Annotated in this window: 26 protein-coding genes; 15 read left to right on the top strand and 11 right to left on the bottom strand. The window is 32.0% G+C overall.

All coding sequences use genetic code 11. The features are described from left to right. Genes QZZ53_RS11670 through QZZ53_RS11655 form a run of 4 tightly spaced genes read left to right on the top strand, consistent with a single transcriptional unit; the run spans window position 1 to window position 3,434 of the window. The gene (locus tag QZZ53_RS11670) at window positions 1-1,173 is read left to right on the top strand and encodes a sulfite oxidase (RefSeq protein WP_296384827.1); all 1,173 of its coding nucleotides are present in this window, start codon (window positions 1-3) and stop codon (window positions 1,171-1,173) included. Beyond that, entirely contained in the window at window positions 1,174-1,647 is a 474-nt protein-coding gene (locus QZZ53_RS11665) for a monoheme cytochrome C (RefSeq protein ID WP_296384826.1), read from the top strand. Beyond that, window positions 1,631-2,557: a sulfurtransferase gene (locus tag QZZ53_RS11660; RefSeq protein ID WP_296384824.1), complete on the top strand. Its 927-nt coding sequence runs from the start codon at window positions 1,631-1,633 to the stop codon at window positions 2,555-2,557. Before QZZ53_RS11665 ends, QZZ53_RS11660 begins: the two co-directional genes overlap by 17 nt. A gap of 1 nt (window position 2,558) precedes the next feature. After that, window positions 2,559-3,434 carry a sterol desaturase family protein gene (locus QZZ53_RS11655; RefSeq protein ID WP_296384821.1) on the top strand — a complete coding sequence of 292 codons (876 nt, stop codon included), beginning with the start codon at window positions 2,559-2,561 and terminating at the stop codon, window positions 3,432-3,434. A 35-nt stretch (window positions 3,435-3,469) separates the two neighbouring features. Here QZZ53_RS11655 and QZZ53_RS11650 read toward each other — a convergent pair whose 3' ends face one another. Together QZZ53_RS11650 and QZZ53_RS11645 are read right to left on the bottom strand one after the other, a co-directional pair. Then, window positions 3,470-4,132, bottom strand: a complete 663-nt coding sequence (locus QZZ53_RS11650) for an ABC transporter ATP-binding protein (RefSeq protein WP_296384829.1) — start codon at window positions 4,130-4,132, stop codon at window positions 3,470-3,472. A 51-nt stretch (window positions 4,133-4,183) separates the two neighbouring features. Then, entirely contained in the window at window positions 4,184-6,661 is a 2,478-nt protein-coding gene (locus QZZ53_RS11645; RefSeq protein ID WP_296384818.1) for a DUF5916 domain-containing protein, read from the bottom strand. A gap of 224 nt (window positions 6,662-6,885) precedes the next feature. On the opposite strand from QZZ53_RS11645, the gene QZZ53_RS11640 reads away from it, so the two are divergent. After that, the gene (locus QZZ53_RS11640; RefSeq protein WP_296384816.1) at window positions 6,886-7,164 is read left to right on the top strand and encodes a hypothetical protein; all 279 of its coding nucleotides are present in this window, start codon (window positions 6,886-6,888) and stop codon (window positions 7,162-7,164) included. Window positions 7,165-7,210: 46 nt separating this feature from the next. On the opposite strand, the gene QZZ53_RS11635 is transcribed toward QZZ53_RS11640, so the two are convergent. The 9 genes from QZZ53_RS11635 to QZZ53_RS11595 all read right to left on the bottom strand — a co-directional run bounded on the left by QZZ53_RS11635 (window position 7,211) and on the right by QZZ53_RS11595 (window position 16,022). Then, window positions 7,211-7,840 (bottom strand): type 1 periplasmic binding fold superfamily protein, encoded by a 630-nt coding sequence (locus QZZ53_RS11635; protein ID WP_296384814.1) that lies wholly within the window; start codon window positions 7,838-7,840, stop codon window positions 7,211-7,213. Window positions 7,841-7,844: 4 nt separating this feature from the next. Beyond that, a complete protein-coding gene (locus tag QZZ53_RS11630) occupies window positions 7,845-10,244 on the bottom strand; it encodes a TonB-dependent receptor (RefSeq protein WP_296384812.1) in 2,400 nt (799 codons plus the stop codon). Window positions 10,245-10,278: 34 nt separating this feature from the next. Next, entirely contained in the window at window positions 10,279-10,620 is a 342-nt protein-coding gene (locus QZZ53_RS11625; RefSeq protein WP_296384811.1) for a hypothetical protein, read from the bottom strand. Beyond that, window positions 10,617-11,111 carry a DUF6787 family protein gene (locus tag QZZ53_RS11620; protein WP_296384809.1) on the bottom strand — a complete coding sequence of 165 codons (495 nt, stop codon included), beginning with the start codon at window positions 11,109-11,111 and terminating at the stop codon, window positions 10,617-10,619. The genes QZZ53_RS11625 and QZZ53_RS11620 overlap by 4 nt, the downstream gene beginning before the upstream one ends. Window positions 11,112-11,139: 28 nt before the next feature. Then, window positions 11,140-11,577, bottom strand: a complete 438-nt coding sequence (locus QZZ53_RS11615; protein WP_296384807.1) for a DUF6146 family protein — start codon at window positions 11,575-11,577, stop codon at window positions 11,140-11,142. A gap of 305 nt (window positions 11,578-11,882) precedes the next feature. Next, window positions 11,883-12,530 (bottom strand): DUF937 domain-containing protein, encoded by a 648-nt coding sequence (locus tag QZZ53_RS11610; RefSeq protein WP_296384805.1) that lies wholly within the window; start codon window positions 12,528-12,530, stop codon window positions 11,883-11,885. A 195-nt stretch (window positions 12,531-12,725) separates the two neighbouring features. Beyond that, a complete protein-coding gene (locus tag QZZ53_RS11605; RefSeq protein ID WP_296384803.1) occupies window positions 12,726-13,676 on the bottom strand; it encodes a D-2-hydroxyacid dehydrogenase in 951 nt (316 codons plus the stop codon). Between the two features lie 88 nt (window positions 13,677-13,764). Further along, window positions 13,765-14,826: a 3-phosphoserine/phosphohydroxythreonine transaminase gene (gene serC / locus QZZ53_RS11600; RefSeq protein WP_296384802.1), complete on the bottom strand. Its 1,062-nt coding sequence runs from the start codon at window positions 14,824-14,826 to the stop codon at window positions 13,765-13,767. Window positions 14,827-14,963: 137 nt separating this feature from the next. After that, on the bottom strand, window positions 14,964-16,022 hold the full coding sequence (locus QZZ53_RS11595) for an acyl-CoA reductase (RefSeq protein ID WP_296384800.1): 1,059 nt from the start codon (window positions 16,020-16,022) through the stop codon (window positions 14,964-14,966). A gap of 82 nt (window positions 16,023-16,104) precedes the next feature. Between QZZ53_RS11595 and QZZ53_RS11590 the strand changes: the two genes are divergently transcribed. The 10 genes from QZZ53_RS11590 to QZZ53_RS11545 all read left to right on the top strand — a co-directional run. Beyond that, window positions 16,105-16,458: a 4Fe-4S dicluster domain-containing protein gene (locus QZZ53_RS11590; protein ID WP_296384798.1), complete on the top strand. Its 354-nt coding sequence runs from the start codon at window positions 16,105-16,107 to the stop codon at window positions 16,456-16,458. Between the two features lie 70 nt (window positions 16,459-16,528). After that, window positions 16,529-17,287, top strand: coding sequence for a hypothetical protein (locus QZZ53_RS11585; RefSeq protein ID WP_296384795.1), 759 nt, complete (start codon window positions 16,529-16,531; stop codon window positions 17,285-17,287). Between the two features lie 56 nt (window positions 17,288-17,343). Beyond that, window positions 17,344-17,721, top strand: coding sequence for a hypothetical protein (locus tag QZZ53_RS11580; protein ID WP_296384793.1), 378 nt, complete (start codon window positions 17,344-17,346; stop codon window positions 17,719-17,721). Between the two features lie 339 nt (window positions 17,722-18,060). Continuing rightward, complete coding sequence (locus tag QZZ53_RS11575) at window positions 18,061-19,377, top strand: hypothetical protein (RefSeq protein ID WP_296384791.1); 1,317 nt, start codon at window positions 18,061-18,063, stop codon at window positions 19,375-19,377. Between the two features lie 11 nt (window positions 19,378-19,388). Next, complete coding sequence (locus QZZ53_RS11570) at window positions 19,389-20,621, top strand: glycosyltransferase (RefSeq protein WP_296384790.1); 1,233 nt, start codon at window positions 19,389-19,391, stop codon at window positions 20,619-20,621. 142 nt (window positions 20,622-20,763) lie between these two features. After that, complete coding sequence (locus tag QZZ53_RS11565; RefSeq protein WP_296384788.1) at window positions 20,764-21,759, top strand: nucleoside hydrolase; 996 nt, start codon at window positions 20,764-20,766, stop codon at window positions 21,757-21,759. A gap of 101 nt (window positions 21,760-21,860) precedes the next feature. Beyond that, complete coding sequence (locus QZZ53_RS11560) at window positions 21,861-22,043, top strand: hypothetical protein (RefSeq protein ID WP_296384786.1); 183 nt, start codon at window positions 21,861-21,863, stop codon at window positions 22,041-22,043. An 8-nt stretch (window positions 22,044-22,051) separates the two neighbouring features. After that, a complete protein-coding gene (locus QZZ53_RS11555; protein ID WP_296384785.1) occupies window positions 22,052-22,207 on the top strand; it encodes a hypothetical protein in 156 nt (51 codons plus the stop codon). 167 nt (window positions 22,208-22,374) lie between these two features. After that, entirely contained in the window at window positions 22,375-22,548 is a 174-nt protein-coding gene (locus QZZ53_RS11550) for a hypothetical protein (RefSeq protein WP_296384783.1), read from the top strand. A 263-nt stretch (window positions 22,549-22,811) separates the two neighbouring features. Beyond that, on the top strand, window positions 22,812-23,215 hold a 404-nt coding region (locus QZZ53_RS11545), incomplete at its 3' end, for a hypothetical protein (RefSeq protein ID WP_296384781.1).

Below are 23,215 nucleotides of genomic sequence, written 5' to 3'. Positions count from 1 at the left end.
ATGCTGATTGGAGCTGAGCTTGTTTTTGGTTCTAAAATGCACGAAGGCTATATGCCATTGGCATTACAAGATCCTGATCCTTTCAAGATGTTTAATAAGCACAAGGATATGATTGTGCTGAATGATAAGCCATGGAATATTGAAGCACAAGCCCATTTGTTAGATGATAAGATTACACCAAATTCGTGTATGTTTATTAGAAATAATGGATTGGTTCCAAAAGATATTGATTCAAAAACATGGACATTGACCATTGATGGCGAGTCTGTTAAAAGTCAAAAAACATTTACACTTGCAGACTTAAAGTCTAAGTTTAGCCAACATACATATCAATTAACATTAGAATGCGGTGGTAATGGACGTGCAGAATTTGATCCACCAGCAAAAGGAAACCAATGGACAGTTGGTGCTGTACATTGCGCATCTTGGACAGGTGTTAGACTGCGTGATGTTTTAGAAGATGCAGGTATTAAGAGTAGTGCTGTTTATATTGGGTTTCATGCAGTAGATAAGCATTTGAGTATGGATCCAAAAAAAGAACCTATTTCTAGAGGTTGTCCAATGTCTAAAGCTTTGCAAGACGAAACATTGTTAGCTTTTCAAATGAATGGTGAGGATATTCCACTAGTTCATGGATATCCTTTACGCTTGGTTGCAGGTGGATGGCCAGCTTCGGTTTCTGGTAAATGGGTAAATAGAATTAGTATTCGTAATAAAATTCATGATGGTACAAAAATGACAGGAACGGCTTACAGAGTTCCTTGTGAACCAGTTGCGCCAGGTGAAAAAGTGAAAGATGAAGCTATGTGCATAATAGAGTCTATGCCAGTAAAATCATTGATTACATACCCAAAAACTGGAGCAATGATTAAAAAAGGGAAGTCTTTAAATATTAGAGGTCATGCATGGGCAGGAGAATTAGAAGTTACCAAAATGGAATATTCCATAGATTTTGGGTCTACTTGGAAAACTTGTACTATTGAAAAGCCAGCAAATCGCTTAGCATGGCAACATTTTTCGGGAACAGTAGATTTCCCAAAAGCAGGTTATTACGAAGTTTGGGCAAGAGCAACTGACACAAATAGATTAACTCAACCTATGTTATTGCCAGGTTGGAATCCGAAAGGTTATTTAAATAATGCATGTCACAGAATAGCAGTAAAAGTGAAGTAAATGGCCAAAGAAGTCAATTTTAGAACGGAAGTAAAAAAGCTGTATCGTTTTTTGATGTTGTTTTTTACATTGTTTTTCATTACTGGTGGTGGATTGGTTTATTATATGAATAATCCTGATGTATTTGATTTTAAGTCGAAATCAGAAACTATTTCAGCTATTCCTGTAGAAGAAGACGAAGACCGAATTGAAAGTGGGATACATGTAAGAACTGGTTTAGTTGATGCTGAAGGATTAATGATTGTAGTTAATAATTGCACCAATTGCCATTCTGCAAAGATTGTGACTCAAAATAGAATGAATACTGAACGTTGGAATACAACTATTAAATGGATGCAAGAGACGCAAAACTTATGGGATTTAGGAGGGAATCAAGAGATTATAGTTAATTATTTGGTGACTAATTATCCTCCAAAGGCTAAAGGAAGACGTATGATTTTAACTGATATAGATTGGTATGAATTGGAGAATTAGTTTTATAGGTATTGCTTTGTTTTTATTGTCTTGCCAGCAAGAAAAGACAGTAAAAAATGATGTTAGTGAAACCATATATCTTATTGAACCATTAGATTTATTAAATATAGTTAATGATCATAATATCAAAATATTAGATTTTAGAAAAAAAGAGTTTTATGTTAAAGAACATATTGTTGGAGCAATAAATATTTGGAGAACAGATATTGAAGATAAATTGTTTCTATATAGTGGTGTTATGGCAAGTAAAACTCAGATTGAAACCTTATTTGGAAAACTAGGTATTAAAACAAATGATACCATAATAGTTTATGATGATAATGGGTTGTGTGAGGCAACAAGATTATGGTGGATATTACAATACTATGATTTTAAAAATATAAAACTTTTGAATGGAGGATTGCCAGAATGGAAAGCGAATAATGGACAAGTAACATCCGAAATATCTGAATTAAGTGAGTCAGTGTTTAAACTGAGTAACAATACTATGAAGCAGTATTATATCTCAAAAGAAGAAGTTGAAGAAGCTCTATATCGCAATATGATTATTTTAGATACTAGAACTGCGGATGAGTTTTCTGGAAGGCGACAAAAAAAAGGAGCTTCTAAGGGAGGTAGAATTCCTAATAGTATTCATATTGATTGGGCAAAAGCAATAAACTATGATAGTGATAAGCGTTTAAAATCAGTAAAAGACTTGGATAGTATTTATAACACTTTGAATATAAAAAAGAATGATTCATTAATTGTGTATTGCCATAGTGGAGTGCGATCTGCGCATACAACCTTTGTGCTTACACAAATATTGGGATATAAAAATGTAAGGAATTATGATGGCTCTTGGATAGAATGGAGCTATTTCAATGACTTGCCCTTTAAAAAAGATAGTATAACAAAAAATATAAATTAAAATGGAAAAGTATTTAGATGCATTTGTTAATGCCTTTCAAGGCACATTAGATTGGACGTGGAAATCTATTCTTTTTGAAGTGCCATGGTATACCAATTATTTTTGGGGACTCATTGCTATTTCAATTTTTGTATGGCTTTTAGAAATTGCTTTTCCTTGGAGAAAAGAGCAATCAATATTTAGACGCGACTTTTGGTTAGATGCATTTTATATGTTTTTTAATTTTTTCATGTTCTCAATTGTCATCAGCGGTTTTTATGAAATTTTAGGATTACTTTTTGGTGAGATTAACATAACAGCCAAAAGTCTAGCTCTCATAAATATCTCTCAATGGGCACCATGGGCACAATTATTTGTATTCTTTATTATACTAGATTTTGTACAATGGTTTACGCATGTATTATTACATAAATATCGATTTTTATGGAAATTTCATAAAGTTCATCACAGTGTAAAAGAAATGGGTTTTGCTGCACATTTACGATACCATTGGATGGAAAACATATTTTATAAACCATTAAAAACTTTTGGTGTGATGCTAATTGGAGGGTTTGAGCCAGAACAAGCTTTTATCATTCACTTTATAACTATCGCTATAGGTCACTTTAACCATTCTAATATTAAGATTACTTGGGGACCATTAAAGTATGTCTTCAATAATCCAGTGATGCATTTATATCATCATGCTTATGTTTTGCCAAAAGGAAAATTTGGAGTTAATTATGGTATTAGTTTAAGTCTTTGGGATTACATTTTTAAAACTAATTATATACCTGAAGATAGCGGAACAATAGAAATTGGGTTTAAAGGAGATGATAAATTCCCACAAGATTTTTTAGGGCAAAATACTTATGGTTTTAAAAAGGGTCAGAATTAATTAGAATCGTAGGGTTTATGGTTTTTAGTTGTGTTTTAACTAACAATCTTCCCATCAACCATAGTCAGTTTTCTATCTGCCATAGCAGCTAATTCTTGGTTATGAGTAACGATAACAAAGGTTTGCTTAAACTCATCTCTAAGTTTGAAGAATAAGTTATGGAGTTGTTCTGCCGATTCACTATCTAGGTTTCCAGAAGGTTCATCAGCAAAAATAATATTGGGTTGATTTATTAAAGCTCTGGCAACAGCAACACGTTGTTGTTCACCACCAGACATACTATTTGGTTTATGGTCAATACGATCTTTTAAGCCTAAATAATCCAATAATTCTTTAGCGCGTTTTTCAGCTTCTGCTTTAGGTGTATTATTAATAAATGCAGGAATACACACATTTTCTAAAGCCGTGAATTCAGGTAATAACTGGTGGAATTGAAATATAAAACCAATATTTTTATTTCTAAATCTGGCTAAAGCCTTGTCATTCAAAGATTCTATGGATTGCCCATTAATGACTAATTCAGTTTCTGCCGTATAATCTGGTTTATCTAAAGTACCTAGTATTTGAAGCAAGGTTGTTTTACCAGCGCCAGAAGCACCTACGATTGATATAATTTCACTTTCTGAAATCGTTAAGTTAACGCCTTTTAAGACTTGAAGATCTTTATAGGCTTTCTTAATTTGTTTTGCTGTAATGATGGTTTTACTCATACAGTGTGAAAGTAATACTTATAGTATAAAGTCACAATACTAAGATGTAGATTTGTTTCCTTTAAAGACTGATTTTATACCATTGAAGTCTATAAAATACTGCATGCGTACTGAAAATGTATGTCGCATAGGCTGATCAAATAAGGTATTTATACTATCGGAATAATTATCTTGAGACATTGTATCTCTATTACGTAATTGATTTCTGTATAAAGCTGTTAAAAAACTACCAGGTGCAAATTGCCAAGAGTAGCTCAGATCGACATTCCAAATGCTAAAGTTAATATTTGGGCTATTTTCAATATTATCTATTGTATAACCAGAATCTGTAGTTAGACGACCATTATCTAACAAGGTAAATAAGTCATAATCATAATCCACAGTATCCCAATTATGTCTGAAGGAAAGTGATAAAGTGTTAAATGGGTTAAACGTATAATTTGCTGATATACTATTGGTAAGCGTTTGTCTATTGCGCTCTCCAAAAATTGGTTGATCATCTACATAGGCAGCATAACCTCTTTGTCCATTCGCCATCCTAAAGTCAAAACTGTAAATTAAAAGTAATTTATCATTTGGACGTACTCTTGGTCTAAAATTAAAGTTATAACCAGCTAAATCTCTACCATCCTCAACTAGAAAAAAAGGATCGAGCCTTATATCAAAAGCAAATGTTTTATTATAATTAGAAGAATAACGACCTCCAAAACTTACAACGTTTTTATAGATGAAGGATCTGCCATCTCTAGATTCAAAATAATCATATTGCTTACCTGGTTCAATATTTAATCTAAAACCGTAGTGATTTAATTTTTTGGTTTGCGCATTGTAATTGGCACCAAAGTTTGTGCCAGTAAAAGTCCCAGGATTGGCTAAATTTCTATAATTAATATAAGCGCCAATTCTATAGTTATTAAGATTCCCTTTTGGCTCAAAAGTTCTGTAAGAAACATCAGCACCAAAATTATTGAAGTTGTTTCTACGATTTAGACCTAAGTCATTGATGTTAAATTTAGTATCTGCATAACTGTGATCTGCACTATATCTCCAGTTTCCATGTGTTTTACCTACAAATACTCGACTACTAAACCCAGTTTGATTATCATCTAATTGATAATTAACATTACTCATTTTTGCTTGTGCATTAATTCTATAAGTGTTTCGTTTATTTTGAAGGTTAGCAACTAAAGCAGTAGCATTTGCATCTCTAAACTCGCCTTCTCTTAAGACATTAGTGTTAATTAAACTCACTGAAGAATTTCCGTTAAATTGTTGATCTACCACTAGAATATTATAATTAGTAAAAGGCTCAACTACAGCTTTTCTTTTGGTAATTATAGTATCTGTTACGACATTATTCTCATCAAATATTTCTTCGGATTTAATAATAGTTGCAAATGTTTTTTCAGTAATAGCATTAAAAATACCGATACCTAAGCCGTTCTTAGTTCTACCAGAAACCTTAATTGCGTTTAGAACTTTAACCTCATTAGGTACATCAGCCTCTTCATCATCATCTAAACTTAATATACCACTAGGTCTATTACCAATTCGTCTTGAAAAGAACAAATCCCCTTTAGAGAATAAATCGACTCCTTCTGTAAAAAATTGACGTTGTTCTGAGAAAGTTTGCTCAAAAGGACCAAGATTTAAAGTTACATTATCAAAACCAGCCTGACTAAAATCTGGAACAAGTGTTGCGTCTAGTGTAAAATTATCTGTAAGTCCGTATTTAACATCCATTCCAAATGTTAAATCAGTCTCTGTATCACCATCAAAGCTGTTTGCAATTCCTGTTGCAAAAGGATAGAGGTTTAAACGTACAGGTGGTTTAATGTCTTTTAAACCCACTAATTCTCCATGATATAAACCAATATTTCCTTTTGTAGGATCTATTGTATTCCAAGTAAACTGAGAACGATCTCGTCTATAATGTCTGTGAAATTGCAAACCCCAAGTTGGTTCTTCTTGATCAGCAAAACGTAAGGTTCTATATGGGATTTTTATTTCTACTATCCAACCATCATCTACAATTGTTACGGCACTTTGCCAAACGGCATTCCAACCAAAATCTTCCCCAATGCTCGGATTTGCAATCGCATCTGCTTGCTGACCAGAACTAAACACAAAGAATTGTGTGTCATTTTGGGCATCATTATTTGGATTGAGAATTACAGCGAAAAAGTCGTTTTGACCAAAATTATCACGACTAGTCAATTGCTTCATTATTTTAGAAGGATCATCATAGAGATATGCAGCGACATAAATAGCTTCATCATCGTAGGTCATTTTCACTTCAGTACGTTCTTTAGGCTGTACGGTTTCACCAATCTCTGGTCTAAAGGATATAAAATCTGTTGCGATTTCTGCATTTCCCCACACTTTATCATCTAAAACGCCATCAATTTTTGGAGCATCGGAAGTCCGTTTAATGGTTAAAGATCTTTTGTCTTGTGATTGTGATATATTAGAAAAACAAAGTATTGTAAGAAGAATAACTAAGGAACGTAAGTTCATAATTGATTGATTGATGATGGTTTAGTATAACATTAAAGATGCATTGATTAACGAGTTGTTACACTTTAATATTACAAATCTACATTCTCACACTATGCAACGCTCTTAATTAAACGTTAAAAAGTTTTAGACATTGTTAACGTCGTTTTAATGCGAAAATGGCAGGCTTTATCTTTGGAATACTTATTGCTCTAAATGAAATAGATTAATACTTAAAATTATAAATGAAAAAACACCAAATACTTTTACTAAGCTTATTGTTTGATGCTTTAGGGTATCTGTCTTTTATTATACCTGGAATTGGTGAATTCTCTGATATCATTTGGGCTCCAGTCTCAGCTTGGTTAATGACAAAATTATATAAAGGAAAAACAGGGAAAATAGCAGGAGTAATTACATTTGTTGAGGAAGCGTTACCATTTACAGATGTTGTGCCTATGTTTACATTAATGTGGTTATATACTTATGTTTTCAAAAAAGGAGACGCAATATCTAAAGCATAAAAAAAGCACTCGATAGAGTGCTTTTTTAGTAATAAAGTGATTTTATTTACTGAACATCAACATTGTTAAATGTAATGTTAAGATCTTCCGAACCACCTGTAGCAGTACCAAATCCATCAGAATCATCAGTAGAAGTTGGTTCATGTGTTAACGTTATTTGCACGTTCCCTGTACTTGCAGCACCAGCAACCCAAGTTGTATTAACACCTAATTTACTTCCATTTGGGCCATTGATATCATCTCCATCTCTAGTCATAGTTAAGTTTATGTTATTTACAGCATAAGAAAAGAAATGCTCATCTGCTTCTGGGATAATGTCATCATTTAAAACATCATCTGCAGGAGTTTCTGAAGCATTAGTTATAGCTAGACTTAAATCATATGTTGCTCCTGCAGTAAAGTTTCCTGTAACTGACTCATTAGAAGTACCGTCTTGTCCATCTGGAGCAACACTAGCCAACACAACAATATCTGTAGCATCTGCATTATTAGTAAACGTTAAAGTTACATTAGTAATTATCTCTTCGGGATTAACTGGTGGAGGATTGTCGTCGTCACTTGAACATGATGTAATTAATGTTAAGCAAAAAAGTGCGCTAACAAAAAAATTAGTTGTTTTTGTAATATTTAAATGATTGATTTTCATGGTTTTAATATTTAATTTATTTGTATTCATTTTTTTAGTAATTGAGTTCTAATTGTAATGTTATATTTCTTCCTAAGTCATCAGCAAAATAACGTAGGCGGTTTAGATAGTTTCTATACGATGTGTTAAGTATATTATTAATACTTAAAGCAACTTTTAAGTTTGTTTTTTCAGTAAAAGAAAAAGTGGCTTCATTATATAGATGTAATAAATGATAGGCTGGAGGAGGAGTACTAATATCAATCAGTGTTATTTCACCAGTAAGTTGGTCTTCTATTTCAAAATTAAAATCAGGGAATTCATTTTGTTCAAATACCCATTCTGATTTTAAGCTTGCTGAAAAATTATACCATGCTTCATTATTATATGTAATTTGATTTGTTGTATTAAAAGATGGCATATCTATTAAAGGCAAATCAGTTTCTAAGTCATACCCTTTTATAAAAGCTGTTTTATTTTGCCATTGTAAAGCATCAGTTAAATTATAAGTAGCTGTTACATCAATGCCAAATAATTCTGCATTGGTTTGTTGGTATTGCCATAATGGGAAAGGTCCTCTGTTTGTAAGTATAAAGTCAAAAGGTCTTAAGTAGATAAAATCATTAACCCTACTATAGAACACTTCAGCTAAAAGGCTAAATTTCGATGAATTAAAAGCATAAGATGCAGATAACCTATTCGCAATTTCCTGATCGAATCTTAGATTTCCTAGTTCAAATCTTGCTGCGGAATGGTGCAATCCATCACTAAACAACTCTGATACATTCGGCGGTCTACTTGCTAAACTGTAATTGAAAATGATTTGGTTACTGTCATTGATATTATACTTTATACCAGCTGATGCAGATATATTATGAAAGTTAAAAACAGGATTTGTTAAAAGTTGCGTTGGAAACTCTTCTAAAATAATATTTAAAAAATCTACATTATAGCCACGTTCTTCCCATCTCGATTTTAAATAAAACTTTTTAGCATCAATTCTATTAAAATCATATCTTAAGCCAGCATCAAAAATTAAATCATCACTTATTTGCCACTCAGCTGTTGTGTATGCTCCAAAATCATACTTTTCGTAATCTGGGATTAAACGTCTAACACCTGTATCTGGATTTGCAAAATTATCTTGAAAACGTCCCATAATACCAAAATTTATTCTTCGGTTTAGGTTAGCATCTAAATTTATATCAGCCAAAAACGTATGTGTTTGCAACTTTAAATCAACGGCCGGAATATTTCTTCTGTCACCAATTCGCACATCAAATTCTAACCTTTGGTTATTTTGGTAATCGTATTGTAAATTTATTTTACCAAAATTTTTAAAACGTTTGTAATAACTTGCTTTTGCTAAATGATGCGTAACCTCTTGTTTAGGTGCATTGATATCATAGCTAAAATCATTGATAAGACTAGGTTGCCCCGAATTTATAGCACGTTCTAAATCAAAAGTACTACCAATATGTGAAGCTCCTAAAATACCAATCTCATTATCCAAATAACTATAAAAGACTTCAAAACCAGACTCAAACTTCTTTTTACCTGTATTCATTGTAAATGCATGCGATTTTAAACCTGTATTTGTCAAATTGTAATCTGGAGCCCTAAAATCACCATTTTGTTTGAATGATCCTTGAATGTTTGCAAACCAACCCGAACTGTAACTTCTATTAAAGGTCGAAGATATATTATAACCTCGTCCATTAGATTGCCCACCAATTATGGTGCGCCCATATAGCGTATCCTTTCTAATAATTCTAATTGGATTAACAACAATAACACCTCCAATAGCATCACCACCATATGCCAAAGCTCCAGAACCTTTAATCACTGAAATTTGATCTGCAGAGTTGATATCTATGTTTGGAGCATGTTCAATTCCCCAATCTTGATCTTGTAGTCTTACATTGTTGTTTAAAATAAGCAGCCTGCTACTGTGCATTCCATTAATCATAGGTTTAACAATAGAGTTACCTGTGTTAATAGAAGATACACCAGAAACCTCTTTTAAAGCATCACCAAGATTTAAAGCACTATACTTTTTAAGTGTATTTGCTTTAAGTACAGTTTCTTGAGCTGTCTTAGTTTCTTTCTTACTTGTGTTGCCAGTAACAGATATTTCATTAAGCTCTTCAATATGATGTTCAATTTGAATAGCTTTATGCGTATCTCCTTTAATCACATAACTCACGGTTTTGGTTTCACACCCAATGTGAGATATCGTTAAATTTAAGACACCACTGCATAAATTTTCTATTTTGAATTTACCATCAAAATCAGAAACAAGATATTTATCATGTTCTTTGATATATATAGTAGCTGATATTATTGGAGTACCATCATGAAAATCTGAAAGTTCACCTAAAAAAGTATATGTACAGTTTTGATTATAGCCAAAGCATGAAAATGCTATAACTATACCAACAATGAGTTGTTTCATTACATTTATTTGTTAATGTGTATAATTTGGAATACTACACTAACTGAGGTGGACCTCTTAGAAACCTTGTTAATTGCTGATAATTATTAAAAGAAATATAATAATCTAATTTTTGTTTTGAAAACTGAAACTTTGCATTTTTTTCATATTTAGATAATACGAAAAATTGATTTTTAGTGAGCTTAAACTTGTAAAAATCACATTCTAAGTCAGACTCGTGAAAGTGAGTTGTAGCTTCATTATCCGATTCACAAACTTCATGTGTATGATGATTAAAGGCATGCGTCAGTTTTACAACAGAAGGCAAAAGCACAGCTAGTACTAGTATAAGTGCTAAAACTCTAAATATTGATGTTATGACTGTTTTAAAATTCAATCTAAAAAACGTTTAAGCCCAAATCGTCTGAGCATTTTCTTTTCAAACTCCCAGAAAAACTGGAATTGTCCAAATAACCATCCAAAACTCACTAAGAGAATCTGGTAAAATATAAGGCCAATGATAATAAATAATATCCAATATAGTAGTGGGTTTAAGTTTTCTTTAGTAATTCCTAGTAATTTAATGACTGGTCGTCCTACAAATATTGAAGAAGAACCTGTAATAGCAAAAACCATAAATACACGAATCATTTCCCACTTATAATCTAAGACCCATTTTTTTTCAAGTTTTTTGAATAGGAAGAGTATTAACTTTAGTAACAAGAAAAAGATGATAATAGAAATTACTGAAATTATAAGGGTTCCATAATCTTTTAGAAAAGCATTTGAAATTTTAAAAGCTGAATAGCCTAAAATAACAATACCAAAAAAGGGAAATAACAACTGCCAATTATGTTGAATTTCCCAATGTTTTTTAAATTTTTCCATAGCACTATAAAAGTGCTGCGAATTTACATTAAATTCTAGGATTGAACGATGTTAATTTTTGCTTATATTTTAGTTGAAAATATATAAAGTAGTTGTATAATTTATAATTAATCTCATAGCCATAATCTGTGCGCTGATCATAATCAATTCTAAGTTCATAAAGGTTTGGGTCATATCTCATTGGCTGTAAGTTTCTTTGGTTCCATGCTTGTACCAATAAAAAATTCCTTGTTTCTAAATACTGTTGAGAATAAAATCCTCTCGGTCGTGCAGTACTATTTAACCATCCATTAAAACCTGGTTCTATAATAATTATTTCGTAATCGCTTTCGTCACTGCTAATAGAAACAGTATCGCTTTGCACCAAGCTGTTTTCAGTATCATTATTAATTGTTTGTTCTTTATTGTAAGATTTACAACTAGCAATGAGTATGAGAATAATAATAAATGGAATAATCCTTTTCATGTATCTGTTTATATTTTTTTCATTGACCACATGCTGTTTGCTCTTAATCATTTTTCTTAGGAAAAAAAACTTTGAGTCTGCTCGTTTCATAATTACTAAAGGTATTAAAATTTTGTGAGTGTATTTAGCTTTTTACTACGATTTAACACTGCAAATCAATACTATAATGTATTGATATCAAATCGTAATTTAGTTAACGAACCTTATGAATGAGTAAACCTATTCTTTCTGAAAGGATTAGGATTATAAACAAAAAAAAAGCAGCTCTTATAGAACTGCTTTTATATATGATTGTATGTGGAATTTTATTTTCCGAATAAACCGCCTAAAAGACCTCCAAGACCACCTTTTTTCTTTGCTCCTCCTAATACCATACCAGCTACATCATCAAGAACGCTACCGTCACCATCAGCATCTAACATTTTTTCTAAGAAGCTTTGTTCGTTAGTTACAGGTCCAGAATTGCTAGCTCCACCAAGTAAGCCTCCTAAAAGACCTCCTAAGTCGCTTTGAGAACTTACGTTGTTTTGTTTTGCTTGTTTTCCTAAAACACCCATTAAAATTGGTGCAGCAACTTTAAGAATGTTAGCTACAGAACCGATATCTAAACCAGATTTTTCACCAATTATTTTTTCAACACCTTGTTGTCTGTTACCAAGTACGTGACCAAGAATTTTAGAACCATCAGTTTTAACTTCATCATTAACTCCACCACCAAACAAACCGCTAAGGTTATCTAAAATGCTTCCGTCATGTTTACCACTTAAAGCTCCCATAAGGCCTTGTGCTCCTTCTGGAGTTGAAGCATTACGTTCCATTGCTTTCATAAGTACAGGTAACGCCATTGTTAATACGCTACTTGTTTTATTTTGATCTGTTCCAGTAGAACCAGAAACACCGCTAATGATTGTTTTTCCTAAGTCACTGTTTAATAAGTCTAAAATTCCTGCCATTTTGTTGTATATAATTAAGGTTAATAAAATTAAGCATATGAAGGTACAAAAAAAGTCCCACAATTGTAGGACTCATTTTATTTGATTTGGTCACATTTTTTTAAAATTAATTCTCAATTTTGAGTTATGAGAATTTTTTAAACTTTTGATTTTCAGCTTTTCAACAGTGCTAAGGAAAACCTATAGCGAAAATATTTAACCTAAAATATTTATGATCTGTTCGGCTAATTCTGTACCAATTCTATCTTGTGCTTCATTTGTTGCAGCACCTGTATGAGGTGTTAATGATAATGCTGGATTCATTAATAACTGAACCTCTGGTTTTGGTTCCTTTTCAAAAACATCTAAAGCCGCTCTCGAAACCTTACCACTTTCAATAGCTTTAACAAGTGCAACTTCGTTAACAACGCCACCACGTGCAGCATTGGCTATAATAACACCATCTTTCATTTGGTTGAATTCCGCTTCGTCAATAACGTAGTCTTTTTGAGCAGGTACATGCAGAGTTAAGAAATCTGCTTGTTTTAAAACGTCTTCTTTTGAAATGGTCTTGATTTCAAAATTTACTTTTTGTCCATCAAAGAAATCTAATTGTAAGTCAGCTTTTTCCATAAATGGATCGAAAGCCACTACTTTCATACCAGCTCCTAATGCTACTTTAGCTGTGGCTTGACCAATACGACCAAAACCAAGAACACCTAAAGTTTTACCTTTTAATTCTGTTCCTTTTGCGTAAGCTTTCTTTAAGCCTTTAAAGTTTGCGTCACCTTCTAATGGCATATCACGATTAGAGTTGTGTAAATAACGAGCTAAGCCATAAAAGTGACCAAAGACCAATTCTGCTACCGAATGTGATGATGCAGCTGGAGTATTAATCACATTTAAACCTTTGCTACGTGCATAATCTACATCGATATTATCCATACCAACACCACCACGACCTATAACTTTTAGGCTAGGACAGTTGTCGATTAAATCTTTTCTTACTGTTGTTGCGCTTCTAACTAACAACACAGAAACTTTATTTTCGTTGATGTAGTTTTCTAATTGTTCTTGTGCAACAGTTGTTGTGATAACTTCATATCCAGCAGCTTCTAAAGCGTTAATACCACTTTGAGAAACTCCGTCGTTTGCTAATACTTTCATTTTTATATGTTTTGTCATTGCGAGGAATTATGACGTGGCAATCTCTTTAAATAGATTCCTTCACTTCGTTCGGAATGACGATTATTATTTATGCTTTACTTTCTAATTCACTCATTACTTCTACAAGTGCCTTTACACTATCCAAAGTTAAAGCGTTGTACATCGATGCTCTATAACCACCAACACTTCTATGACCATTTAAACCGTTAATACCAGCTTCTTTTACCATAGCTTCAAATGTTTCTTTTAGATTTTCATTTTCTAAGGTAAATGTAGCATTCATCATAGAACGATCTTCTTTTACTGAATAGCCTTTGAATAATGGATTTAAGTCAATTTCAGAATAAATTAAACGTGATTTCTTGTCATTTTCTTCTTCAATCGCTTTAATGCCACCTAAATCTTTTAACCATTGTAAAGTTAGCATTGATACATACACAGGGAATACAGGTGGAGTATTAAACATACTGCCTTTTCCGATATGTACTTTATAATCCATCATTGAAGGAATTTTACGAGACACTTTACCTAAGATGCCTTCTTTAATAACAACTAAAGTAGTTCCTGCAGGTCCCATATTTTTCTGAGCACCAGCATAGATTAAATCGAATTGAGTAAAATCTAACTGACGTGAAAATATATCGCTACTCATATCACATACCATTGGTATTGGTGATTTTGGGAAGCTTTTCATTTGGGTACCAAAAATTGTATTGTTAGAAGTACAATGAAAATAATCATAATCTTCTGGTATGTCGTAACCTTTTGGGATATAATTATAGTTAGCAGCCTTAGAAGAACCTACTTCGTAGATATCATCATAAATCTTAGCTTCTTTAATCGATTTGTCTGCCCAAGTTCCTGTGTTTAAATAACCAGCTCTTTTTTCTAGTAGATTTAGAGCGACCATTAAAAATTGTGTGCTTGCTCCTCCTTGTAAAAATAAAGCTTTATAACCTTTACCTTCTAAACCTAATAACTCTAAAGCTAAGGATCTAGCATTTTCCATAACATCTACAAACGGTTTGCTACGATGCGAAATTTCTAAAAGTGATAAGCCTTCATCAAAGTCTAAAACAGCTTCTGAAGCTTTTTCCATTACCGATTTTGGTAATACACATGGACCAGCACTAAAATTATGTTTTTTCATGAATATTATATTTTTATTTCCGTGATTCTAATGTGATTACAATAGAAAATTGTGAAATTATATTGATTAAAATTTAAACAGTTACAAAGGTGCTAATTAATTGCTTAAAATGTGTTGCGAAATTGATAATTTTTGACCTATATTTTTAATAAGAATTCAACAGTGTCCACATTATCAGCATAATCGTACAGTTGTGGATTTTGTGTTTCGCCAAAAGCTATTTCATTGTTTACAATCCCACTAGCAACAACGCATTGTATTTTGTCTTTTGTTAATGTGAGTTTTTGTTGTAATTCTTCAATATTATTATAACACTCGTAGAATAGCGTTGCAATAGGTGAGGCGTAGCTTTTATCTTCCTTTATCATCATAAAGCCATTTTCTAACATATCAAATTCACTCATTAAATATACAGCCTTATTATAATCGTAGTTATTTGCATATTTGGCTTCATTGATAATAGGGTGCCATTTGTAAATTGCATTAAAGAAGGCATCGAAATTATAGTTCTTTGGCACAAATAGTTTAGAAACGTTTCTACAACCTAAACCATAATATCTAAAGACATCATCAGATAAAGAATCTAATTGTTCTTTGGTCTCATTTTCAGTTAATACAGCAACGGAATTCCTGTTTTTTCTAATGATAGACGGTTTGTCTTTAAAATAATACTCAAAATAACGTGCTGTATTATCACTTCCTGTAGCAATTACGGCATCGAAACCTTCAAGTTTTTGTTCTGTAAATTTAATCTTGCCTTTAAACTCAGGTTCTACAATTTCTAAATACTTAGCTAAAAAGGGTAGGAGGTGTTTATCGTTAGAGGATTGTTTTACTAAAACATTATGACCAGAAATAAGGACACTCAAAAAATCATGAAAACCAACTAAAGGAATATTTCCTGCCATAATTATGGCAACGGTTTTTGAATTTGAAATATTAAAGTTGTACTTATTTGTCCAGTGATTAATGTTGTTTTCTGTCAGAGCTTTAGACCAAGACTCAATGCTAAATAAAATATTTTTTTCTGTAAACCAACCATTATGTTCTTTAGCGAGTTTCATTTGATGTTTAAACCCATTAAAAAATAAATCATTAGCAATAATAGTATCGTCTTTTTTTATACCATTAGTTGTAAATTGACATAAAAAGGCACCTAATTTTGTAAATGCGTTAATTCTTTGTTGTAAATCCATATTGGGTTTGGTTATACGATGTTTTGGCTCTATTTTTGCATTTGCAAAATTACGGAAAGTAAAAAGAAAAAGATAAATTACTATGGCAATTATAATCACTGACGAATGTATAAATTGTGGAGCATGTGAGCCAGAATGCCCAAATACAGCTATTTATGAAGGAGCAGACGATTGGCGTTACGCTGATGGTACAAGTTTAAAAGGAAAAATAGTGTTACCAAATGGTAAAGAGGTAGACGCAGAGGAGACACAAGAACCTATAGATGACGAGGTATATTACATTGCACCAGATAAGTGTACGGAATGTATGGGCTTTCATGAAGAACCTCAATGTGCGGCAGTTTGCCCTGTAGATTGTTGTATTCCTGATGAAGACCATGTTGAAACAGAAGACGTATTACTAGGTAAACAGCGTTTTATGCATCCAGAAGATTAGACGCTAAGCGTCATTTAATTATAATAATCCTGAGTCTTTGGCTTAGGATTTTTTTTGTTTAAATTGAATTATGAAATACTTGTTAATCATCTATAGTTTAATATCAGTTCTTTCTTGTGAACAAAAAGCCAGCCAATCTATAGAGCCTTTAAAAATAGAGGCAATTGATGATATTCCTTATTTGATGACGCAAATGAAGCTCGATTCAGTTTTTGAGATTGTTACTTTTGGTAAGTACGGTACAGCTAAAGTAAGTGATACTTTAAATTATTACAGGCTTATTGACAAGAACGTTGTAAGCCAGAAACTTAAAAGTTTTATGTGTTGCACTTATACTTATGTGTATGATACTTTAGGATTATTAACTATAAGAACTCAGTTTTCGGATTACTCAGAATATTCTACTTCAACTTATAAGAGAAATGAAGACCATATTTTTGAAACTAAGAAAAGTAATATGAGTACTACTATTAATTATAGTTACGACATAAAAAACGAACTTCTCGTTGCTAAAATAGGAGAATCCAATTCTAAAACCGCATTTATTGAAGCATCAACTTTTGAGTATAACATTAAAAAACAATTAGCCGTAAAAAGTAGCAAAACCAATAATAATGATCCTGATTCAGGAATTAATTATAGCAAAATTATAACAACCTATTCTTGGGTTGAGAATCATTTGAACAAAACTAATGAAAAGGCTTATTTTCCTAATGATATGGGTTATTTTGAAACCATTACAGCATTTGATTCAGATGGGTTTCCTGCTTCAAAAATTATAAAAAAGAATATGGATGTTATTTGTAAAACTATTATAGAGCGATACTAGGCTTTATTTTACTACAATATATTTCAATATTAATAGTATTATTTATTTTTTAAATTATGAATTATCAAGATGAATTTGTCGTGTTTTGGAAGCAAGTAAAAGAAAGTATTAATGAAGGTACTTTTGCAAAATTAACTATGGCTAAAACCATTGGTAAACCCGAATTAAAAAATATATTCATTAGACCAATTTATTCTGATGATGACTTTAAGGTTTTGCTTAAATACAGTTTTAGACCAAGAGAAATCGAGGATATAGAAGAAGAAATGACATTAGAAGAGTCGCTTACGATCTTAAAATCACATCTAAAATCTTCTTTTTTATCTGTTTTATTATTTACCATAAAAAAGGATGTTAACTTTAAAGTTAATAAGAAAGGTATAGGTAGTATTACAGAAAGCTCGCCAACATTTAAAAATGTAATACAAGCATAGAATCATCTAAAACAGTTCTTCTTATTGTATAAATTAATTACGAATATTTATTATAAAGTAAAAGTAGAGTTAACTTTATCAGAGATATTGAAGAAGTTTCTAAAAAAAAGCTATTGGAGTATGAGTAATACTTTGTTGAGATGACTAATAATTAAATAGAAATATTGAGCCTTTGGCTTGGGATTTTTGTTTAATAGTAATATAGTATTTCTATAATCACTTGACTTTCATCAAGTTATTTACTGCGCAAAAATACTTGTTTTCTAATCTCAGTATTTGTGCTCTTATATATATTTATTTGTGGATGTAGTTTTGAGAAACTTTAAAACATAAAATATTATGGCAGGAATTTTAGTTGCAATTACAACATCAATTGTAGGAGGACTTATTACATCTGGATTAGAAGCAGGTGCAGGATGGGTTCTAAAAGGAATCGAAGGAGATACTGGTCAATCAGAATCAGAAGCTCTAGCAAAAGAATTAAACTATATTGAAGGAGCCGTCAGTGGTCTTCAAAAAGAATTAGCAAAGGATACTGCATTAATTCTCACAGAATTAAAAGTTATTCAGCAGCAACAATTGTATCAATCTTGGGAAACAAGAGATAATGATTTACAAGATTACATTACTAAGATAAATGTTCAATACACTAGATTTTTATCCTATGCAAAAAACCCAGATACAACATCTAAAGCAGATGTAGCAAATCTTGTCACTGAAATTTTAGACTCTAACTCTGGAGCTGAAGTGTCTTTAGCTGAGATTAACACTTTATTAAAAGGCTCAGGACCAAATAAAGGTGTATTACAATTGTACAGAGAAATGACAGAGCCAATTATTACTGACAGTAAAATTGATGGTTATGATGCTTTAAACTCATACTTCCAGTATTTTATGGATGCGAGTTATGCACAATGCAGAGCACTCTATTTATTAATTGAAGCTTTCCATTACCAAAATAATAATGGTGTTGCTGAAGAGCAATACGATAATTATAGAAAGTTAGCACTCTCACAAGAGTTACCTTTTATTAGCAATGTGCAATATTTTTTACGTGGAGCAATCCTTGGAGGTATAGTTAAACCACCTCATGCTAAAAGAGGTTATACTTTAGGGTTGGTTAATGCTTATCAAGATTTTTGGGGTCAAAGCGCTTATGTTTCTGGCTATACACCTACAGCTGCTAGAGCTAAGGCAGAACGCATTTTTAGCAATTCGTTAGCATTGAAAAACACTGAGAATCGAGTTGTTATTAATATGGTTTACCAAGAAAATTATGGAACCCTAAAACCTTATTTTTTAGATAGTGTACATGTGCCAATAGTATCAGCGTCACAGCCTTCAGCTGAAATTCAGCCAACAAAATCAGATGTTATAAAAATACCTAAAGCTGTTAAAGCATTTCCTAGTTATAATACCCAAGCTTTAAACTTAAAGCGCATGGTGTATATTAATGTACCAGGAGATTCCTATCAAATGAAAGATATGAATGATCAATCTGGTCTGGCTCCTAAAGATGGTTCATCTGGTAGGCATATTTACTTTCAACATCCTAAGTATTTAGATTATTTACTTATTGTTAATGAAGGTAGTAAGCATACCTCAATGGATTTTGCATGCTATCATACATTGTCAGCTTGGGTTGAAGTAAATTAAGCTTTAAAAAGTTGATTTTAGAAACAATAAAGAACCAACATCGTCTATTAATCGCTGGGCTTGCTCAGGACGATGTTGGTTTGTCAAATGTTTTAAACGCCATAGTAGAAGAGTTGAAGAATTCTTGGAGTATTATGGTCTTTGCATACGGATTAGAAGATAAAAGCTATAAATCTGTAGAGCATGTAAAAACAGAATTATCGATACTACCAAATTGGGAAAAATCTACACAAATACATTTTAAAACTGTAATAAATGATTTTAAACCAGATGTGATTCTTATCATTGGGAGTCCATGGAAAACATCAGATTTTACAGCGGTTGCAGCAAAGTACAAATTGGCAAAATTAGCTGTTTACATGCCTGTCGAAGGACGACCAGTAGATAAGCGCATAGTAGATAGTTTAGCTGGAGTAGATTTATGTATCACATATACTGAGTTTGCAAAATCTGCATTAAATGATTTAAGAATTGATAATAACCTTAAACTAATTAGTATTGGTCATGGTCACGATACGTATTATAAGCCAATCACTACTAGTAATTTACCAGCGGAATTAGGATTTCGCCAAACTTTAAGAGAAAAGCTCTTTCCTAATCACCCAGAGTATTGGAAACGGCCAATGCTATTAAACTCTAACCGGTCTTATTATAGAAAAAGGCTTGATCTCACTATAAAAGGTTTTGCTTTAGCTTTAAAAGAAATAGATGCAAGTCTATATCTTAATATTGCTAGACTTAAACGCTATGAGCGCAGCAAGCTAGAAGCACTAATTAAATCACTTGGTATTGAAAACAATGTAATGCTCAACACCTTAAATGGGCATGTACAATCTATTCCTAAAGAACAATTATTAAAACTTTACAATACTTGCGATATTGGTATTACAACAGCAATGGGAGAAGGTTGGGGACTTTGTGTTTTTGAACATGCGGCAACAGGAGCTGCTCAAATAGTTCCAGATCACTCAAGTTTTTCTGAAAACTGGCCTAACCAAACGGCGCTAAAGTTTAAAGCAGAAACACCAGTTTATGTAGAAGCAGAAGCTGCAGAAATGTATGAAGGAAAGCCAGAAGCTATAAGTAGCACTATAAAACAAATAACAGCAAACACATCGCTAATAGATTTGTATGGGCAAAATGCTTTTGAGCATGTGAACAATGAAAAATATAAATGGTCTACAATAGGTGCGAACTTTGATAGCGCTCTAAAGTTTCTTGTGAATGATGTTGTTTTGAACTAAATAGTTTTTCTTGAAAATCACGTAGTTTTACGTATTGACATTTTGTAAATTAAAAATTAGCTTCGCTTATAGTCTGTTTTAAGTCATACTTATTAGAGTTATAACCAATTAAGAAAGATTTTAACAACGAATACATAGAAAAATGGATCAAACAAAAAACACGATTATTATTCACGACGGAGCTACAGACGAATTGATGTCAATTCTATTTGCAGCAGCGATGCCAAATGTTAGTATAAAAGGAATACTAGTATTAAATGCTGACTGTCAAGGTTTTCCAACAGCAAAAGTTAGTAGTAAACTTCTTGATCTCGTTGATATAGAGCACATACCTGTAGCAGTATCAAATGCAAGAGCTTGGAATCCATTTCCATGGACGTATCGTCAATACTCATTAATGGTAGATCTTTTTCCTATTGTAAATCAATATAAAGAGGATGTAAAGGTGCCAGACCCTCTTATGAATTACCCTTTGGAGCATATGGTAGATAAAGTGTATCGTGAGAATAACAATTCGCCAGTAACATTGCTTTGTCTTTCTCCTGTAACTGATATTGCAACTGCCATTAAGAATGACCCTGATTTTTCAAACAAAGTTGATGAAATCGTATGGATGGGAGGTGTTTATATTACTGAAAAGACACCTTTTGGAAATATTGATACTGGCATAGCTCCTGGAGCTAATCCTAACGCAGAATGGAATGTGTACTGGGATCCACATGCAACTCAAGAGGTGTTAAAATCGGGTATAAAAATTAAAATGTTTCCTCTTAATGTTACTAATGACGTTACTTTATCTGGTGATATAATTCGAGAGCATTTTATACCTGGTAGTAAGCAATTCCCTGCCTTAGACCTTGCGGTACAAATGTATGCTTTAGTAGCCTTTCAATATGGGTTTAGCTTCTGGGATACTGCGGCAACTGCTTATCTAGGTAAACCTGAGTTGTATGACTTAAAAAAAGCATTTGTAGACATTGATACAGGCAATAATCCTGCAACACAAGGAACAATGACGGTTAAGTTTATTACAGACGCTGAACCATTAGAATCATCAATAGAGATAGCATCAACGATTAATGTAAATAAGTTTTATGAGTATTATGTAGACCAACTTAAGACCTTAAAATTTAAATAAATTAGCTGTTTTTAAAAAAATTACGTAGTCCTACGTATTGACAACACGCTTATTTAGTTTTACTACCAGTATTAATTTATGGTTTAACTAATTTTAAAATTATGAGTCAAAGAATACCACAAATGATAGCTATGGGCAAAGTCGCTGCCGATGGTACAATAATTAGAACAACTCCGAGCATAGAAGTGACTTTTGGTTCTAATCCAAGCGATTTATTAGGTAGTGGTTACAAAAGAACCTATATCGTAAAGTTACCAAATAGACTAGTTTGTGATGGGAATTAAATTACATTGTGCAATTATCAACTGAGAATTTTGGAGAAGATGGTCCCGATCATTCACTGACAAATATAGCTTATCTTAATCAATCTGCTAATGGTTTTGAAGTAATAGTTTGGGGTGATAGAGCTCAAACAACGAGTGGATTTTCCTCAGTGAAAGTAGATTAGCATTTTGTTATTTATGATATGTTATAAATTATTGAATTATGAGTTCAATAGCTTAAACCTTAACCAATTTAAAATCCTGAGTCTTAGACTTGGGACTTTTTTATGATGTAACTTATCTCAATAAATTGCTACTAATAAAATGGGAAGTACATTAACTTAAAGCAAAAATGAAGAAAGAAAATATTCAATCAAAAAGTATTGGTATAGGAATGATTATTGGTTGTGTCATTGGTATTGTAACAGATAATATTGCCTTATGGTTGAGTCTTGGACTTGTTTTTGGTGCTGGTTATGGTCAAACACAGGCAAAAAAAGGTAATGATGAAGACGACAAGTCTTAAATGAAAATTACGTAGTTATACGTATTAACATTATGCTTTAGAAAAATTAACTTTGCTTACGCGTGCTGAATTTGTTTCAGTAACGTTTGATATAAGTCATTAAAACGACGTCATATCAAATCGTTGGCTGTCATTCCTACATTTCGTTAAAAACTCTATTCTCCTTCTGAAAACAACCAAAAAATAAAAAATTGAATAAAAATTCCTAAAAGTGTGATTTTTTAAAAAGTTCGCGAATAATAAGTAAACTAACTTATTATAATATGGCAACTAGAAAAATTATTGGAATTGTATTTTCAGTTATAGGTATTCTATTTAGCATAATCTTCCTAATACAAACGGACTTAAATATTAATTTAAAAGAATATTTTGATTATTCTCTTAAGAGTTATTTCAGCTTATCCTATTTTAATCTAATATTACCTCTAATTCTTTGCTTTATTCTTTTGTATGGAGGTGTTTTATTAATTATAAAGCCAATAAAATCTAACCCAGTTTTAGCCTTATTCGGATTTACTGTACTTGAAGAAATTATGTTCAGTTGGTTTGGTTTAATTTCTATTGATTTTCCAATGTATGTTGTCGCAATATTTTTTTCTAGTGCATTACTTGCATTATGGATTGCTTATTCAGACACTATTAACCAAAAACGTTTATCTCTAAAAGA

Origin of the sequence: Winogradskyella sp. (assembly GCF_016744625.1) — a bacterium.
Lineage (GTDB): Bacteria > Bacteroidota > Bacteroidia > Flavobacteriales > Flavobacteriaceae > Winogradskyella.
Note: the sequence above shows the minus strand (reverse complement) of the source record. Positions and strands in the feature narration are given on the sequence as shown.

Coding starts and splice junctions, on each gene's coding strand:
- QZZ53_RS11670 (WP_296384827.1), top strand. CDS start 1: ATGCTGATTGGAGCTGAGCTTGTTTTTGGTTCTAAAATGCACGAAGGC.
- QZZ53_RS11665 (WP_296384826.1), top strand. CDS start 1,174: ATGGCCAAAGAAGTCAATTTTAGAACGGAAGTAAAAAAGCTGTATCGT.
- QZZ53_RS11660 (WP_296384824.1), top strand. CDS start 1,631: ATGAATTGGAGAATTAGTTTTATAGGTATTGCTTTGTTTTTATTGTCT.
- QZZ53_RS11655 (WP_296384821.1), top strand. CDS start 2,559: ATGGAAAAGTATTTAGATGCATTTGTTAATGCCTTTCAAGGCACATTA.
- QZZ53_RS11645 (WP_296384818.1), bottom strand. CDS start 6,661: ATGAACTTACGTTCCTTAGTTATTCTTCTTACAATACTTTGTTTTTCT.
- QZZ53_RS11640 (WP_296384816.1), top strand. CDS start 6,886: ATGAAAAAACACCAAATACTTTTACTAAGCTTATTGTTTGATGCTTTA.
- QZZ53_RS11635 (WP_296384814.1), bottom strand. CDS start 7,840: ATGAATACAAATAAATTAAATATTAAAACCATGAAAATCAATCATTTA.
- QZZ53_RS11630 (WP_296384812.1), bottom strand. CDS start 10,244: ATGAAACAACTCATTGTTGGTATAGTTATAGCATTTTCATGCTTTGGC.
- QZZ53_RS11620 (WP_296384809.1), bottom strand. CDS start 11,111: ATGGAAAAATTTAAAAAACATTGGGAAATTCAACATAATTGGCAGTTG.
- QZZ53_RS11615 (WP_296384807.1), bottom strand. CDS start 11,577: ATGAAAAGGATTATTCCATTTATTATTATTCTCATACTCATTGCTAGT.
- QZZ53_RS11610 (WP_296384805.1), bottom strand. CDS start 12,530: ATGGCAGGAATTTTAGACTTATTAAACAGTGACTTAGGAAAAACAATC.
- QZZ53_RS11605 (WP_296384803.1), bottom strand. CDS start 13,676: ATGAAAGTATTAGCAAACGACGGAGTTTCTCAAAGTGGTATTAACGCT.
- serC (WP_296384802.1), bottom strand. CDS start 14,826: ATGAAAAAACATAATTTTAGTGCTGGTCCATGTGTATTACCAAAATCG.
- QZZ53_RS11595 (WP_296384800.1), bottom strand. CDS start 16,022: ATGGATTTACAACAAAGAATTAACGCATTTACAAAATTAGGTGCCTTT.
- QZZ53_RS11590 (WP_296384798.1), top strand. CDS start 16,105: ATGGCAATTATAATCACTGACGAATGTATAAATTGTGGAGCATGTGAG.
- QZZ53_RS11585 (WP_296384795.1), top strand. CDS start 16,529: ATGAAATACTTGTTAATCATCTATAGTTTAATATCAGTTCTTTCTTGT.
- QZZ53_RS11580 (WP_296384793.1), top strand. CDS start 17,344: ATGAATTATCAAGATGAATTTGTCGTGTTTTGGAAGCAAGTAAAAGAA.
- QZZ53_RS11575 (WP_296384791.1), top strand. CDS start 18,061: ATGGCAGGAATTTTAGTTGCAATTACAACATCAATTGTAGGAGGACTT.
- QZZ53_RS11565 (WP_296384788.1), top strand. CDS start 20,764: ATGGATCAAACAAAAAACACGATTATTATTCACGACGGAGCTACAGAC.
- QZZ53_RS11560 (WP_296384786.1), top strand. CDS start 21,861: ATGAGTCAAAGAATACCACAAATGATAGCTATGGGCAAAGTCGCTGCC.
- QZZ53_RS11550 (WP_296384783.1), top strand. CDS start 22,375: ATGAAGAAAGAAAATATTCAATCAAAAAGTATTGGTATAGGAATGATT.